Raw genomic sequence first — 15,474 nt, 5'->3', positions numbered from 1 at the left:
TTTTACCTCAATCTCTCTACTTAAATTTAGCAGAGGTTCAAAGAGTGTCAGTTTCAATAATGAGTTAAGACTCAATATTTAACTCTTTGAGTTTGCGTGTCAGGGTATTACGCCCCCATCCTAGGATTTTAGCCGCCTCTTGTTTGTGTCCATGAGTGTGCTTGAGCGCTGACTGCAATAAGATGCGTTCGACGCTGGGGAGCGCTTGTTGCAAAATGCCATGTTGTCCTTGTGTTATCGCATCTTGGGCCCATTGGGTAAGCGCCTGCTGCCAATCATGTGCTTCACTGTCGGTCACAGCGCTGGGCTGGTTGAGTAGCTCTCTTGGGAGATCGGAGGGAAGCACTTCCTTACTGCTGGCCATCACGGTAAGCCAGCGGCAGGTGTTTTCTAGCTGGCGCACATTACCCGGCCAAGGTAACTGGCTCATCATGGCTTCTGTGTCTGGGTGGAGTTGCTTGGCTTCGACATCCAGCTCTTTGGCCGCGCGGGCCAGAAAATGCTGACACAGCTGGGGAATATCTTGGCGCCTATCTTTGAGTGAGGGCAGGTGAACACGTATCACGTTCAAGCGGTGAAACAAGTCTTCTCGGAAGCTGCCTTCTGTCACCAAGCGCTCGAGATCTTGGTGGGTAGCAGCGATAATGCGCACATCCACATCGACCGCAGCGTGACCGCCGACCCGATAGAATTGACCATCCGCGAGCACACGCAGTAAACGCGTTTGCACATCCAATGGCATATCGCCAATTTCATCGAGAAATAAGGTCCCCCCATTGGCTTGTTCAAAGCGCCCTTGCCTGACCGCGTTGGCTCCTGTAAATGCCCCTTTCTCATGACCAAACAGCTCAGATTCAATCAAGTCTTTGGGGATGGCAGCCATATTCAGGGCGATAAAGGCTTGATTGGCCCGCGGACTATGACGATGTAGCGCTTGGGCAACTAGCTCCTTACCTGTTCCCGACTCACCATTGATTAACACCGAAATCGAGGAGCGTGACAACCGGCCAATGGCACGAAACACTTCTTGCATCGCGGGGGCCTCGCCGATGATCTCTGGTGTTTGCGTTTGCGGTTGTTGTGACGTTTGTTGCTTTTGCTGCTCTTTATAGTGGGCGAGCGCGCGCTCAACCAGTGCCAGCGCTTCATCAATATCGAACGGTTTGGGCAGGTATTCAAACGCCCCTTTTTGGTAGGCATTGACCGCTGCATCCAAGTCTGAGTGCGCGGTCATGATGATCACGGGTAAGTCAGGGTGTTGCTCTTGTACCGCTTTTAACAGCGCCAGCCCATCGCTACCTGGCATGCGAATATCGGAGACCAACACATCAGGGCGACGATCATGCAGGGCATTGAGTACATTTTCCGCATTGCTAAATGTATCGCAGGTGAGGCCGGCGGCACTGAGGGTGCGTTCCATCACCCAACGAATGGAGCTGTCATCATCAACAATCCAAATGGTCCCTTTACTCATGTGATGTGTCCTTTTCAATGATTGGCAACTGGATGGTGAAGCAGGTGTGGCCTGGCCAGCTATTCACGTCAATTTTACCTTGATGTTGATCGATTAAATGATGGGTAATGGCGAGTCCGAGGCCATTGCCATCGGCCTTGCTCGTGACCATGGGGTAGAACAAGGTGTCTTGCAGGTGTGGCGCGATCCCAGGCCCATTGTCGATGATCTCGATTTGTGCCACCACTCGGTGTCGTTCGCCGTGGATAACGGTTTGAAACCCGGTGCGGGTACGCAAGGTGAGCCGCGCGTTTGGCTGACCACTTATCGCATCCGCCGCATTGGTGGCGACGTTGAGAATCGCTTGCTCAAGCTGTTCAGGATCCATCTCAAAGTCTGGCAAGCTGGGGTCATAGTCGCGAATGATTTGTATGCCCTCGTGGTTATCGAGGCTAATCAATTGGCGGACTTTTTCCAGCACAACGTGAATGTTTTGTCGTTGGCGCAACCCAGGACGCTGTGGGCCCAGTAAACGGTCGACCAAGTTTCGCAATCGGTCGGCTTGTTCGATAATAATCTGGGTATATTCAGCCAAGCTCGCATCAGGGAGCATTTTTTCTAATAGTTGAGCGGCGCCGCGCAGCCCGCCAAGGGGGTTTTTGATTTCATGCGCTAAACCACGTACCAACTCTTTTGCCGCTTGTTGTTGTGCTTTTTGGGTAAGCTCTTTACTGATCCGCTGTTGTTGGCTGACCACATTGACTTCTAGCAGCAGTCGCCCTTCGTCCGCTTGCTCAAACAACGGACTGGCACTGAGTTGCACCTTTTGTGGCTGACCGTCCACTACCCAGGTCACATCACTGTCCGTCAAGCTCTGCCCGGCACGTGTGGTGTTGGCAATTTGTGCCCAGTCGACGCTCGCGTGCTGAATTTGCTCGGTGAGCGGTTGCGTCAGCAAGCGCCTAGCACTTTGATGCATCAGCTGCTCGGCGGCCGCGTTGACGTATTGAATGCGCCATTGGCTATCCACCACAATAATCGCAGTGAGGAGATGGTCGAACAGTTGAGCGGGCGTCATCCGTGTTGCATCCTTGTTTGCACTAATTTGGTGCATTGAGTGTAATCGAGATCCTTGCTTGATGCAGCTTGCACTGCTGGGTTTGTGAATGCATCGGTGTTGTCGCGGGTTAATCATGCGTTCGATGTGGCTGATTCACATGGGCGCGATGCAAATACACCTGGTGTTCAGAGGACGATGCAATTACCTTGCCGCTTTCTAAATAGTGTACTTGAAAGTGATGGGTGCCTCTGTCTATCGGGCCGAGGTGCCATTGTAGTGTGAGCTGTGAGGCGCTGCGCGTTTGCTCAGGGTGAACCTGAACGGGTTTACCGTCCATCATCAGTTGCACGTGGTCGCTTGGGGAAGCAGCCGGTGCAAGAATGGCTTTTACTGAAACCTTACCGGGATTACTGCGCAACGTTGCGCCATCACTGGGGTGAACCAGTGTGAGCGCCACGTTTGCTTGACTTGTGGGCTGGGTGGTTGTCTGCGATGGTTGGGTTAACGGTGGCGACGGCGACGAGGGAGCGTAATGACGCACTTGGTGGGGCGTGTTGGGAGGCTGATCACTGATATGCCATTGTCCATTTTGATCCCGCCATTGGTAAATCGTGCCAGCCTGGCAGGTGACAGTGAGGCCGAACACGATGATGGTTAGCCAGCGCATCGCTTACCCTTTTTTTCCTGCAGATATTGGCAATGATAAGCCATGTCTCGCGGGTAAAAAGCACAAAAAAGCCCACCTGCGAGGTGGGCAACAATTTATGGTGTATGCGCCTTTACACTGAGTAGTAAAGCTCGAACTCCACAGGGTGAGTCGTCATTTGGATACGCTCAACATCTTCGCCTTTCAGCGTGATGTAAGAATCGATGAAGTCATCCGAGAATACGCCACCTGTCGTCAAGAATTCACGATCCGCGTCAAGCGCTTGCAGTGCTTCTTTCAGTGACTCGGCAACGGTTGGGATTTCCGCTGCTTCTTCCGCTGGCAAGTCGTACAAGTCTTTATCCATGGCATCGCCAGGATGGATCTTATTCTTAATCCCGTCGAGGCCAGCCATCAGCATCGCTGCGAAGCAGAGATAAGGGTTGGCTGTTGGGTCGGCAAAGCGAAGCTCAATACGGCGTGCTTTCGGGCTTGGTACCACAGGGATACGGATTGATGCAGAACGGTTACGTGCTGAGTAAGCCAACATGACCGGCGCTTCAAAGCCAGGGACCAGACGCTTATACGAGTTGGTTGAGGCGTTGGCGAATGCGTTAATTGCACGTGCGTGCTTGATAACACCGCCAATGTAGTACAGTGCGGTTTCAGACAAGCCGCCGTATTTGTCACCGGCAAACAAGTTTTGGCCGTCTTTGGCAAGCGATTGGTGGACGTGCATCCCTGAACCATTATCACCTACCAGTGGTTTTGGCATAAAGGTAGCGGTTTTACCAAATGCGTGCGCCACATTGTGGACGACGTACTTATAGATCTGAATCTCATCCGCTTTGGTGGTCAGTGTGTTGAAGCGTGTGGCGATCTCGTTTTGACCTGCCGTTGCCACCTCGTGGTGGTGCGCTTCAACCACAAGGCCCATTTCTTCCATAACCAAGGACATGGCCGAACGAATGTCTTGTGATGAGTCAACCGGTGCAACTGGGAAGTAGCCGCCTTTTACGCCTGGACGGTGACCTTTGTTACCCCCCTCTAGGGCGGTGCCTGAGTTCCAGCTTGCTTCGACGTCGTCAATTTTATAGAACGAGCCGGCCATATCAGTGGCAAACTTAACGTCATCAAATAGGAAGAACTCTGGCTCAGGGCCGATCAGTACAGTGTCGGCGATGCCGGTTGCACGCATGTAGTCTTCAGCGCGTTTGGCAATCGAGCGTGGGTCACGGTCGTAGCCTTGCATGGTTGAGGGTTCAAGAATATCGCAACGGATATTCAGGGTGCTTTCTTCGGTAAATGGGTCAAGCACGGCGGAGCTGGCGTCTGGCATCATCACCATGTCTGATTCATTAATGCCTTTCCAGCCCGCTACCGATGAGCCATCAAACATTTTGCCTTCTTCAAAGAAGTCATCATCAATTTGATGTGAGGGAATAGAAACATGCTGCTCTTTACCTTTGGTATCGGTAAAGCGCAGGTCGATGAATTTCACCTCGTTTTCTTGGATCAGTGCGAGCACGTTTTCTACTGACATGTGAAATAACCTCCGGTGTCAAATTGAGTAAATAGCGCGTTGGCTCCTTGCTGCATGACAAAGCGAAAACCGTGCCAACAATTATAAGCCGCGCCAAACCGCGTTTAACGCGATAAAATCGCGTGCAGCCTTGGTCAAAAACGCGCATTTTGCACTATTATGGTGCACGTTTGACCGTATATGGTGCAAGGGGCAAAGACAGTGCGTCACTTTGCACGAGATGCGTGCAGCATTGCCCCTTCTCTTTGTAGCAGACAATGCATGACAAGAGTGTGGACGGTCTTTAAAAATTCATTTTTTCTCCAATCACGATGAACCCTTGTATTTGCACAATAAATAACCAACTGAGACGGGGTTAACCCCGAGTGACGGTGAGCTAATTCACATAATAAGGTGGGTTTTGCGACAAAATCTGGTACATTACGGCCGTTTTTTTAATCAGGTGGCGGTGCCGTCGTGTTAGCATAGCTCGCCAACTTCGGCGCGCGCCCCGTCTATCGAGTGAAAAAGAGAGTCCATGACCAACATACAGACAGATAAACTAAGAAATATCGCCATTATTGCCCACGTTGACCACGGTAAAACCACGCTAGTGGATAAGCTGCTGCAGCAATCCGGTACGCTGGCTTCCCGCGGTGAGGTGGAAGAGCGTGTCATGGACTCAAACGACATTGAGAAAGAGCGTGGCATTACCATCTTGGCCAAGAACACGGCTATTAACTGGAATGACTACCGCATTAACATCGTTGATACCCCTGGACACGCCGACTTTGGTGGTGAAGTTGAGCGTATCATGTCGATGGTTGACTCCGTACTACTGGTAGTCGATGCGGTAGACGGCCCAATGCCGCAAACCCGTTTTGTGACCCAAAAAGCTTTCTCTCATGGCCTAAAGCCGATTGTGGTGATCAACAAGATTGACCGCCCAGGTGCTCGCCCGGATTGGGTGATGGATCAAGTGTTTGATCTGTTTGACACCTTAGGTGCATCGGATGAGCAATTGGATTTCCAAGTGGTTTATGCGTCAGCCCTGAACGGGTGGGCGAGCCTAGAAGAAACCACCGAAGGCGAGGACATGGAGCCGTTGTTCAACGCGATCGTCGATAACGTTGACGCGCCTGACGTTGATATCACGACGCCGCTGCAAATGCAGGTGTCTCAGCTGGACTACAACTCCTATGTCGGGGTTATTGGTGTGGGTCGTATCACCCGAGGTTCGGTTAAGCCGAATCAGCAAGTGACGATTGTAAGTGCCGATGGCAGCAAGCGTAATGGTAAAGTAGGCAGTGTTTTAGGCTACATGGGCCTTGAGCGTCACGATGTTAGCGAAGCCTCTGCCGGCGACATTATTGCGATTACCGGTTTGGGTGAGCTGAAAATCTCAGACACGATTTGCGATCCAAGCAATGTCGAAGCGCTGCCAGCACTGACTGTGGATGAGCCAACCGTGACCATGACTTTCCAGGTTAATACCTCGCCGTTTGCAGGACTGGAAGGTAAATACGTCACTTCACGTAACATTCTTGAGCGTCTGCAAAAAGAGTTGGTTCACAACGTGGCACTGCGCGTAGAAGAGACAGATAACCCGGACAAATTCCGTGTCTCAGGCCGTGGTGAATTGCACTTGTCGATTCTGATCGAGAACATGCGTCGTGAAGGGTTTGAACTCGCCGTGTCTCGCCCAGAAGTGATCATCAAAGAAGAAAACGGCGAGAAATTCGAACCGTTTGAGACAGTGACCATTGACGTGCTCGAAGAGCATCAAGGTGGCGTGATGGAAAGCATCGGTCTGCGTAAAGGCGAACTGACGAACATGCTGCCAGATGGCAAAGGCCGTGTGCGCATGGACTTTGTGATGCCATCACGTGGTCTGATTGGTTTCCAAACAGAATTCTTAACACTGACCTCTGGCTCGGGCCTGATTTATCATACCTTTGACCACTACGGTAAGTATAAAGGCGGTGATATTGGCCAGCGTATTAATGGTGTGTTGATCTCTAACGCGGCAGGTAAAGCACTGACTTATGCACTGTTCAACTTGCAAGACCGTGGTCGTCTGTTTGCTGAGCACGGTGACGAAGTGTACGAGGGGCAGGTGATCGGTATTCATAACCGCGCCAACGATCTGACGGTTAACTGCTTGAAAGGTAAGCAGCTGACCAACGTCCGTGCCTCAGGGACCGATGATGCGCAGGTATTGAGCCCAGCGATCAAGTACACCTTGGAGCAGGCGCTTGAGTTTATCGATGATGATGAACTGGTTGAAGCGACGCCGGAGAGCATCCGTATTCGTAAGAAGCTATTGACGGAAACGGAGCGTAAGCGTGCAGGCCGCAAAGGCTAATCTCGCGGAGACTCTAGCGAGACGTTGACAAAAGGCACCCTCGGGTGCCTTTTTAGTGGGTGGCGTTTCGTTTAATTGAGGGTCTGGATAAAACGGTCTGAAGCTTGAATCGCGCGTTGCATATCGGCAACGGCACGGTCTATCTCGCCAGATAGCGCATCTAATTCGCCTTGTAGTGCACCAATGGCACGAGCGTTGAGGTTGTGTTTCAGATAAAGACGGTTATCTTGCAGCGTGTTTAGCACGGGGGTCATGGTTTGTTCGGCACGACGCATGGCATCACGTAACCGTTCATATTCCTCACGGGTTTGACGCAAGCGTTGCTCACTATCACGCTGCAGGCGTTGATTCGTGTACAAGTCTAATTCTTCTTCCCACTCATCAAACAACGCTTCAGAGACGGACTCAAGCGCATCAATCCGCTCGCGCACGCGGGTCACCGCATCATGACTTTTTTGATACTGGCTATCCACGGCCTCGTAGGCAGCTTGTAGCTCACCGCCGTCAAACTGGGTGAGCTGACTCAAAGCTTGCCGTGCATCTTTAAACTGTGATTGCGCCTCTTGCTGCGCATCAGCGGCGTCTTCCACGCGATCGACCATGATATCGCGTTTGTGGATGCCCACTTGCTCCATGGCTGAGTAATAGGCAGACTGACAGCCGGTGAGTAGGGTTAAGGCGATAGCAAACAGAAAGATAACCCGCACAGGCAACTCCTTAATAATAAATCATGTACACTCATTATGCTTAAGGCTAACACAAGGTTAAGGTGGAAGGATGCGCAAAATTGGGATCCTAGACGAGAAGGCATGGCGTCATTACCGTGATTGGTTGATGGCAATGCTCACGCATTTATGGCGGCGGATGGGCGAAGATAGGCTCACGGTCAGTGCGGGCCATATGGCGTATGTCACGCTGCTATCCCTTGTGCCGTTAGTGACGGTGGTGCTATCCGCCTTTTCAAGTTTTCCCGGTTTTTCCGAGGTGGGAGAAACCCTACAGCAGTTTGTGATTAACAACTTTGTGCCGGCGGCTGGCGAGGTGGTGGCACGCTATCTGAATGAGTTTGTTGCCAACGCGGGTAAAATGACGGCAGTAGGGGTGAGCTTCTTGTTTGTGGTGGCTATCATGCTTATTTCGGCGATCGACAAGAGTTTGAATCACACCTTTAAAATTCAGACCAAGCGACCCACCATGATCGCCTTTTCCATCTATTGGATGGTGTTGACCTTAGGGCCAATTCTTATTGGCACTAGCATTGCGTTGAGCTCCTATTTAACCTCGCTGTCGTTACTACAAAGTGGGATTGCCAATGACCTATTCACGACGCTATTGCGCGTTTTGCCCTTTATTCTGACGACGTTGACTTTTACGGGGCTTTATACCCTGGTACCCAATACGCGTGTACGATTGCGCCATGCCTTTGTGGGGGCAGCGGTAGCGAGTATTTTGTTTGAACTGAGCAAGAAAGCCTTCGCCTTGTATGTAACCCACTTTCCGTCATATCAACTGATCTATGGGGCACTGGCAGTGATCCCGATTCTCTTTGTCTGGGTGTACTTCAGTTGGTGTATTGTGCTGTTTGGCGCGCAAGTAACGGCGACGCTGAGAGAGTCGACAACCTGGTGGGCAAATACAGCGGGACAAGTCACTCAACACGCATCGACCACATCAGTGGCAGCGACGCATTCTTTAACCACTCAAAAAGAGGAAACCGATGATTGCCCTCATTCAACGCGTGAGTGAAGCCAGTGTGACGGTAAATGGCTCCACCTTGGGCTGTATAGGCAAAGGGCTGGTGGTGCTGCTAGGTGTCGAAAAAGGCGATACCGAGAGCCAAGCGGCCAAGCTGGCACATAAAGTGCGCGGTTATCGCGTCTTTGAAGATGACGAAGGAAAAATGAATCTAAATGTGTCACAGGCAGGGGGAGCGTTACTGGTGGTCTCTCAGTTCACCCTCGCGGCTGACACGAAAAAAGGAATGCGTCCAAGTTTTTCAGGGGCCTCACCCGCCGAGGCGGAGCGTTTGTATGAGGTGTTTTGCCAAGACTGCCAGCAAGCCGGTGTCGAGACGCAAACGGGTCAGTTTGCTGCCGATATGAAGGTGAGTTTGGTTAACGATGGGCCGGTGACTTTCTGGCTTCAAGTATAAATGTGCGCCTAACAGGGAGAGATAGGCATGTTTAAAATCGTCACGCCACGTACAGAGCAGGAGCTTGCACGTTATTACGACTTTCGTTATCGCATGTTGCGAGAGCCTTGGCATGCGCCGCGCGGCTCAGAGCGCGATGCCTACGATGGCAATGCATGTCATCGAATGATTGTCGACAGTGACGATGACCCTGTCGCCATCGGGCGTCTTTACTTAACGCCAGACAATGATGGTCAGATCCGTTACATGGCGGTCTCTCCTGATTTTCGTAATCGTGGCCTCGGGGCGCTCATATTAATGGCACTAGAGTCATTGGCCCGGCAAGAGGGGGCCAAGCGTCTTGTGTGCAGTGCGCGAGAAGAGGCGGTAAGCTTTTATGCACAACATGACTTCATCCGTCAGGGGGATTTAAGTGACGAACGTGGGCCTATCCGTCACCAACAGATGGTGAAACCCTTAGATCCTTTGTCTGACGTGGTGCGTCATCCTGAGTGGTGTACCGAGCTACAGCAGCGCTGGCAAGAACAAATCCCGATCAGTGACAAAATGGGCGTGCAGATCAGCCAATTTACCGGCTATTACTTTGAAGTGTGCGCCAACTTAAATGCCAACCTGAATCCGCGTCATACCATGTTTGCCGGCAGTATTTTTAGTCTTGCCACGCTCGCGGGTTGGGGGATGGTATGGCTGTTGATGAAAGAGCGCCAACTCAGTGCCGATATTGTCCTGGCGGACAGTCATATTCGCTATCGCCGTCCAGTAGCTGAACGGCCAAGAGCAAGTGTCTCTCTGGATAACTTGAGCGGTGAGCTGGATAGGCTGGAAAATGGTCGCCGCGCGCGTGTCACGCTAGAAGTGGAGTTTTTCAGTGGCGACGATAAAGCCGGCGTGTTTACCGGCACTTACGTGTTGCTACCATCAGACGATGGCGCCACCGCGCAGCCTGCTCCTCAGCTAGCACTGCTGCGTTAACGTACCCTTGGGGTGGTGGTTTGATAAATCGGCCAATCAATCGACACGGATGTATCCCCCTGAAGGATACCCGTGATATCGCCACGGTCGGCTTTTAGAGAAAGTTTTTCAAATGGGAACGACTGCGATTGACGCTGTTTGCCCGGCGTGTCCTGAAACCACCCAGCGATTCGCGCTGGCCAGCCTTTATCCGGTGCAACAGCGGCGTGAGCATCGAGCAGCGTGACCGCTAGGTGGCCATTTAAACCGACCTTGAAACTGTTTACATCTGCGGCGAGCCCAGACCATTGACCTTGTAGATCGTGATACCCCGTCAAAGGCAGTGGCCAGCCGAACCACGCTTGGTAAAGCGATAACGGCACTTGTAAGCCGTCAACCTGTGCTGACCAAGGCTGGCTCGGTGTATTGATATTCCACTGCCCAGAGGCGGCCAATTGCCCATCGGGAAAGCCCAATAGTAACTGACGTAAGTTGACGTGGCCGTCGTGCGCCTCTAACCGCAAATAAGGCTCAGCTAACCACTGTTGATTGATGCTGGCATAGCTCGCGCTTGCGGTGAGCGTGCCATCACGCAGTTGCCACTGTTGGTCGCGGCTTAAGCGCAGATCGCGCCCGTCGATGTCAATGCCATCCACCTTAACCGGAAAACCTGGTGATAACGCCAACCATTCATTGTGTTTAAGCGACAGATCGGTGATGGAGATGTGTTGCGGCCAAGTTGGCAATGCGCTTATCAACGGCCTAAGCCGTTCGCGGCTGAGCGTGAGGCCATTGGCGCGTAGCCTGTCTATCTGCCAATCTTGGGGCGAAAATTGGCCGGAAAGAGCGATAAACCCTTCATGCCACTGGCTGGTGAGTTGGTTGACTATCCAATTGTCTCCGCGACGTTCCAGCTCCCCCAACGGTTGCTCCCACGTTTGCCCTTGCCAACGGATATAGTCGGCATTAAACGAGGTGCGCAGCTGAGGCTGATGCCACCAAGGTGACTGAGGAGAAAACGCTAACTGTTCCGCTGACAAGTTCAAGGCATTGACCGAGAGCTGATCCGTCTCGGCACTGAGTTGACGGACGTCCGCACGATCGATGGTGAGTTGGGTGTTGGACGGCCAATGTGACAAGGCCTCGCGGAGCCGCTGCTGTGTTTGCTCACTATCCACGATGGCATTGCTAATGGTCAACTGACTCAAGGCGAGCGCGCCAGGTTGCCATTGCCCTTGCGCGTTAAAGGCAGCACGTTGCCATTGAAATGAGAGGCCATTCAGTTGCCAGCCTTTAGGGGATGGTTTGGCATCCAGGAGGGCATGAGAAAGCGTTAGGCCGTGCCAATCGATATGTTTGGCTTCCCATTGCGCGCGACCACGGACCGAGCCCCATGGCGAGTCGCCTTTTTGCCACTCATCAAGCTGGGCACTCACTTGGCGCGCTTGCCAATCTGGCCCAATGAGATCTAAGTCATTGAACAAGACACGACCGATTTGCAGAGACGCAGGCAACATCTCTAGGCTAGGTGGTGGCGTGCTCTCAGTCAGATCGATAGATAGGCCATCAATCCGCAGCCAATGAATGCGTGGCAAGCGTGTGGCATCAAGTTGTATGCGCAACCGGTCGGCTTGCCAGTGTTGAGAGCCAACGTGATAGTTGGGCTGGGTGAGGGTCAAACTAAGTGGTTGGCGCCAATGATAGACAACCTGTTTGGCGGAGAGATCGCCTGGCAGCAAAGGCGACACGGCATGATGAAACAGCGCTGTGCTATAGCGCGTTTGAAAGAGGACTGCTAACACCAATAATGCGGTAACACAGAGAATGAAGAAGCTGGCGAACAGTTTGGCCAGGATGCGCATGAACCAACCCTATCAAGGCAATCAGTAGCAATAAGACTGGCGCAAAAGTGTCGTGACTTCAACTATTAGCCAGTATTACGGTGGGGAAGTGACCCCCGTATCGCACGCGCGATACGGGGGTAGGGTTAGTCTAGCTTCGGACCGGCTGAGACCAGTGCGGCACCTTCGGGGGTGTCGGTGTACTTTTCAAAGTTATCGATAAAGCGTTGCGCCAGATCTTTGGCTTTGCTTTCCCACTGAAGTGGGTCGACATAGGTGTCACGCGGGTCAAGAATGCCGTCATTGACTTCATTCAATGACACAGGGACTTCAAGATTAAAGACAGGGATAACCTGGGTGTCCGCTTTCTCGATGGACCCATCGAGGATGGCGTCGATGATGGCACGGGTATCTTTAATTGAAATCCGTTCACCAGAGCCATTCCAGCCAGTGTTGACTAAATAGGCCTCGGCGCCTGCCGCTTCCATGCGTTTCACCAATACTTCTGCGTATTGAGTGGGGTGCAAGGTCAAGAAGGCGGCACCAAATGCGGCAGAAAACGCGGGTGTCGGCTCGGTGATCCCACGCTCTGTGCCTGCAAGCTTGGCCGTAAAGCCTGACAAGAAATGATACTTGGTTTGCTCTGGGGTCAGCTTAGACACGGGTGGCAGCACACCAAACGCATCCGCTGACAAGAAAATTACCTTGTTGGCATGGCCGCCTTTTGAGACGGGCTTAACAATGTTGTCAATGTGATAAATCGGGTACGAGACACGGGTGTTCTCAGTTTTGGTGTTATCGTCAAAGTCGATGGTGCCATTGCCGCGGACGGTGACGTTCTCTAGCAGCGCATCACGACGAATGGCGTTATAGATATCCGGTTCAGCCTCTTTCGATAGCTTGATGGTTTTCGCGTAGCAACCGCCCTCGAAGTTAAATACACCGTGATCGTCCCAGCCATGCTCATCATCACCAATCAATTGACGTTTAGGGTCGGTAGAGAGGGTGGTTTTGCCGGTACCGGATAAACCAAAGAAGATGGCAACATCGCCGTCTTTACCCATGTTCGCAGAGCAGTGCATCGACGCGATATCTTGCAGTGGCAAGAAGTAATTCATCATCGCGAACATGCCTTTTTTCATCTCGCCGCCGTACCAGGTGCCGCCGATGAGCTGCATGCGTTCGGTGAGGTTGAAGACGGTGAAGTTTTCCGAGTTCAACCCATGTTCACGCCATTTGGTATTGACGCATTTGGCGCCGTTCATTACCACAAAGTCGGGCTCAAAGTCTTTCAGCTCTTCCTCGGTTGGACGGATAAACATGTTTTTAACGAAGTGTGCTTGCCATGCCACCTCGGTGATCACGCGAATACGTAGACGAGTGTTTGGGTTGGCGCCACAATAGCCATCAATCACAAACAGGCGTTTGCCTGACAGCTGGTCTGTCACCAGCGCTTTGAGATCTTTCCAGACCGCTTGGTCGATAGGCTTGTTATCGTTTTTGCCTTGATCAGACCACCAAATGGTGTCGCGGGTGGTGTCATCGCGGACGATGTACTTATCTTTTGGTGAGCGGCCGGTGAAAATACCCGTGTCTACCGCCACCGCGCCGAGCTCGGTCACCACGCCTTTTTCATAGCCTTCCAGCCCAGGTTTGGTTTCTTCCTCGAACAGTTGCTCATAAGAGGGGTTACGGATGACTTCTTTGACATTTTCCAGACCATGACGGGAAAGATCGATGTCAGCGACCTCGGGTTCGACGTTCAGGACAGTCATAGGTGCTCCTTGGGGTAAGATGTTGTTAACTGTCTTTGTGCTAGCAACCTGAATATGTGACTTCAGGGACTGACTCCATACAAGACTGCACACTGGGGTTATTGTGATTGTAGGGTACGGACCACCAGGTGCCTGTCGTAGACATGGTAACGCTTAGTGAATCGTTTGCGCTACCCAAAGACCTATTATTGTTTGTACAAAAATAATGCGAGAAAAAATGTGAGTTAAGTCGGGTAGGAATAAGAAAAAAGCCAGCATAATGCTGGCTTTTGAACTCCGTCAGGTGGATTTGCTTCGGAGCGCTAAAAATGTAGCACGCTGTTACTGCATTTGTGAGGAAGAATCCGCGTTTTGCTCGAAAATAGCTGCAACATCAACACTATCGAAAGCGTAGTCTGTGCCACAATAATCACAATGCAAATGAATTGTTCCCATTTCAGCCACCATTTTATCCACTTCGCTACGCTCAATAGCGGCGATCGCGCTGGCACTGCGCTCACGTGAGCAGCTGCATTTGAATACCACCTCTTGCGCGGGATACAGCGTGACTTTTTCTTGGTGGTACAAACGATACAGCACATCTTTAGCAGACAGGCTAAATAGCTCATCGTTTTTAATGGTTTCAGTCAACTGAGCCAGATGCTCGAAGTCGCTGTTGTCGCCTTTGCCATCTGGCAGAATTTGCAGCATCATCCCAGCCGCATGAGGCTTACCATCGTGCTCACCTGTACGCAACCAAAGGCGGGTCATCAGTTGCTCGGAACGGGCGAAGTAATCTTCAAGGCAGGCTTGTAAGCTGTCAGATTCAAGGCCGACAATGCCTTGATAGCGTTCACCATCGACAGGCTCAATGGTAATGATGAGTTGGCCTTTGCCCATCATCTCCGGCAAGGTCGCCCCGTCTTTGATTTCGCCTTTCACGCGTGCGGTACCGCGCAGTTGTTGATGATGATCCCCATTAATCACCGCAAGAGAGACAGGACCATCGCCTTGCAGTTGCACGGTGATTGAGCCGTTAAACTTGAGGGTAGCGGTCAATAAGCTGGTTGCGGCGAGCATCTCTCCCAGCAAGGCATTGACCGGTGCCGGGAAATCTTGGTTTTCCAGTATGCGCTGATAGGTGTCATCGAGCTTGACCAGCTCACCACGAACAGACACATCTTCAAATAGGTAACGGTGTAGTTGATCGTTTGACATGCAATTTCTCTCCGGCAATGGCGCGATCGCGGCCTTAGTCTATGCCTTGTTTAAACTTACGAATATCTCGGCGTTGCTTTTTATCCGGTCGTCCATCGGGACGGGGATTGTGTGCATTTAAGCGACGCATTTCTGACTCGTGCTCGCGTTTGGCGAGACTGCTTTCGGTTTCTTGGTACAGGGTTTGCGCTATCGGTGCCCCCTGACGTTGCTCTGAAAGAGCCATAACCGTGACGGTTTTTTCATCATGGCCTTGGCGAAGGCGGATTTCAGCCCCGACTTCTACCATTTTACTCGGCTTAGCGCGTTGACCATTGTACTGCACTTTTCCGCCATCTATCATGTTGCGCGCAACGGAGCGCGTTTTGTAAAAGCGGGCAGCCCACAGCCACTTATCTAACCTGACCGCCGTCAAAGGCGTTGATGTGTTGTTTTTCATCATCCAACTCCTGCGCAATCTGGATCGGCGACATTAGCACAAAATTTACTTTAGAGCAGTATCACAGCATCGT

Annotated in this window: 13 protein-coding genes; 4 read left to right on the top strand and 9 right to left on the bottom strand. The window is 51.9% G+C overall.

Annotated features, from left to right (window positions below; translation table 11 throughout):
• Positions 1-64: 64 nt before the first annotated feature.
• The 4 genes from glnG to glnA all read right to left on the bottom strand — a co-directional run bounded on the left by glnG (position 65) and on the right by glnA (position 4,702).
• The gene (glnG, locus tag N8M53_RS12360; RefSeq protein ID WP_269578985.1) at positions 65-1,474 is read right to left on the bottom strand and encodes a nitrogen regulation protein NR(I); all 1,410 of its coding nucleotides are present in this window, start codon (positions 1,472-1,474) and stop codon (positions 65-67) included.
• Positions 1,467-2,531: a nitrogen regulation protein NR(II) gene (gene glnL / locus N8M53_RS12355; protein ID WP_269578984.1), complete on the bottom strand. Its 1,065-nt coding sequence runs from the start codon at positions 2,529-2,531 to the stop codon at positions 1,467-1,469. Before glnL ends, glnG begins: the two co-directional genes overlap by 8 nt.
• Before the next feature lie 109 nt (positions 2,532-2,640).
• Positions 2,641-3,180, bottom strand: coding sequence for a DUF4124 domain-containing protein (locus N8M53_RS12350; protein ID WP_269578983.1), 540 nt, complete (start codon positions 3,178-3,180; stop codon positions 2,641-2,643).
• Positions 3,181-3,292: 112 nt separating this feature from the next.
• Positions 3,293-4,702 carry a glutamate--ammonia ligase gene (gene glnA, locus N8M53_RS12345; RefSeq protein ID WP_269578982.1) on the bottom strand — a complete coding sequence of 470 codons (1,410 nt, stop codon included), beginning with the start codon at positions 4,700-4,702 and terminating at the stop codon, positions 3,293-3,295.
• Positions 4,703-5,219: 517 nt separating this feature from the next.
• Here glnA and typA point away from each other — a divergent pair.
• Positions 5,220-7,046 carry a translational GTPase TypA gene (gene typA / locus N8M53_RS12340; protein ID WP_077668108.1) on the top strand — a complete coding sequence of 609 codons (1,827 nt, stop codon included), beginning with the start codon at positions 5,220-5,222 and terminating at the stop codon, positions 7,044-7,046.
• Between the two features lie 71 nt (positions 7,047-7,117).
• On the opposite strand, the gene N8M53_RS12335 is transcribed toward typA, so the two are convergent.
• Entirely contained in the window at positions 7,118-7,753 is a 636-nt protein-coding gene (locus N8M53_RS12335) for a DUF2959 domain-containing protein (protein WP_269578981.1), read from the bottom strand.
• Positions 7,754-7,823: 70 nt separating this feature from the next.
• Between N8M53_RS12335 and N8M53_RS12330 the strand changes: the two genes are divergently transcribed.
• The 3 genes from N8M53_RS12330 to N8M53_RS12320 are packed head-to-tail and all read left to right on the top strand — an operon-like array spanning position 7,824 to position 10,170.
• On the top strand, positions 7,824-8,792 hold the full coding sequence (locus N8M53_RS12330) for a virulence factor BrkB family protein (RefSeq protein ID WP_420066592.1): 969 nt from the start codon (positions 7,824-7,826) through the stop codon (positions 8,790-8,792).
• On the top strand, positions 8,764-9,198 hold the full coding sequence (dtd, locus tag N8M53_RS12325; RefSeq protein WP_269578980.1) for a D-aminoacyl-tRNA deacylase: 435 nt from the start codon (positions 8,764-8,766) through the stop codon (positions 9,196-9,198). The genes N8M53_RS12330 and dtd overlap by 29 nt, the downstream gene beginning before the upstream one ends.
• A 27-nt stretch (positions 9,199-9,225) precedes the next feature.
• A complete protein-coding gene (locus tag N8M53_RS12320; protein ID WP_269578979.1) occupies positions 9,226-10,170 on the top strand; it encodes a bifunctional GNAT family N-acetyltransferase/hotdog fold thioesterase in 945 nt (314 codons plus the stop codon).
• Here the strand turns inward: N8M53_RS12320 and N8M53_RS12315 are convergent.
• From N8M53_RS12315 to hslR, 4 genes are all read right to left on the bottom strand, one after another.
• Positions 10,167-12,011, bottom strand: a complete 1,845-nt coding sequence (locus tag N8M53_RS12315) for an AsmA family protein (RefSeq protein WP_269578978.1) — start codon at positions 12,009-12,011, stop codon at positions 10,167-10,169. The genes N8M53_RS12320 and N8M53_RS12315 overlap by 4 nt on opposite strands.
• A 125-nt stretch (positions 12,012-12,136) precedes the next feature.
• The gene (gene pckA, locus N8M53_RS12310) at positions 12,137-13,765 is read right to left on the bottom strand and encodes a phosphoenolpyruvate carboxykinase (ATP) (protein WP_269578977.1); all 1,629 of its coding nucleotides are present in this window, start codon (positions 13,763-13,765) and stop codon (positions 12,137-12,139) included.
• A gap of 321 nt (positions 13,766-14,086) precedes the next feature.
• Positions 14,087-14,962 carry an Hsp33 family molecular chaperone HslO gene (gene hslO, locus N8M53_RS12305; protein WP_269578976.1) on the bottom strand — a complete coding sequence of 292 codons (876 nt, stop codon included), beginning with the start codon at positions 14,960-14,962 and terminating at the stop codon, positions 14,087-14,089.
• 34 nt (positions 14,963-14,996) lie between these two features.
• A complete protein-coding gene (gene hslR / locus N8M53_RS12300) occupies positions 14,997-15,401 on the bottom strand; it encodes a ribosome-associated heat shock protein Hsp15 (RefSeq protein WP_420066613.1) in 405 nt (134 codons plus the stop codon).
• Positions 15,402-15,474 lie beyond the last annotated feature (73 nt).

This window comes from Salinivibrio kushneri (genome assembly GCF_027286325.1).
Taxonomy (GTDB): domain Bacteria; phylum Pseudomonadota; class Gammaproteobacteria; order Enterobacterales; family Vibrionaceae; genus Salinivibrio; species Salinivibrio kushneri_A.
The sequence above is the reverse complement of the archived record's forward strand: the minus strand, read 5'-3'. Positions and strand labels throughout refer to the sequence as shown.

What these genes read in the sequence shown, in the direction of transcription:
- glnG (WP_269578985.1), bottom strand. Translation starts at nt 1,474, where the DNA reads ATGAGTAAAGGGACCATTTGGATTGTTGATGATGACAGCTCCATTCGT.
- glnL (WP_269578984.1), bottom strand. Translation starts at nt 2,531, where the DNA reads ATGACGCCCGCTCAACTGTTCGACCATCTCCTCACTGCGATTATTGTG.
- N8M53_RS12350 (WP_269578983.1), bottom strand. Translation starts at nt 3,180, where the DNA reads ATGCGCTGGCTAACCATCATCGTGTTCGGCCTCACTGTCACCTGCCAG.
- glnA (WP_269578982.1), bottom strand. Translation starts at nt 4,702, where the DNA reads ATGTCAGTAGAAAACGTGCTCGCACTGATCCAAGAAAACGAGGTGAAA.
- typA (WP_077668108.1), top strand. Translation starts at nt 5,220, where the DNA reads ATGACCAACATACAGACAGATAAACTAAGAAATATCGCCATTATTGCC.
- N8M53_RS12330 (WP_420066592.1), top strand. Translation starts at nt 7,824, where the DNA reads ATGCGCAAAATTGGGATCCTAGACGAGAAGGCATGGCGTCATTACCGT.
- dtd (WP_269578980.1), top strand. Translation starts at nt 8,764, where the DNA reads ATGATTGCCCTCATTCAACGCGTGAGTGAAGCCAGTGTGACGGTAAAT.
- N8M53_RS12320 (WP_269578979.1), top strand. Translation starts at nt 9,226, where the DNA reads ATGTTTAAAATCGTCACGCCACGTACAGAGCAGGAGCTTGCACGTTAT.
- N8M53_RS12315 (WP_269578978.1), bottom strand. Translation starts at nt 12,011, where the DNA reads ATGCGCATCCTGGCCAAACTGTTCGCCAGCTTCTTCATTCTCTGTGTT.
- pckA (WP_269578977.1), bottom strand. Translation starts at nt 13,765, where the DNA reads ATGACTGTCCTGAACGTCGAACCCGAGGTCGCTGACATCGATCTTTCC.
- hslO (WP_269578976.1), bottom strand. Translation starts at nt 14,962, where the DNA reads ATGTCAAACGATCAACTACACCGTTACCTATTTGAAGATGTGTCTGTT.
- hslR (WP_420066613.1), bottom strand. Translation starts at nt 15,401, where the DNA reads ATGAAAAACAACACATCAACGCCTTTGACGGCGGTCAGGTTAGATAAG.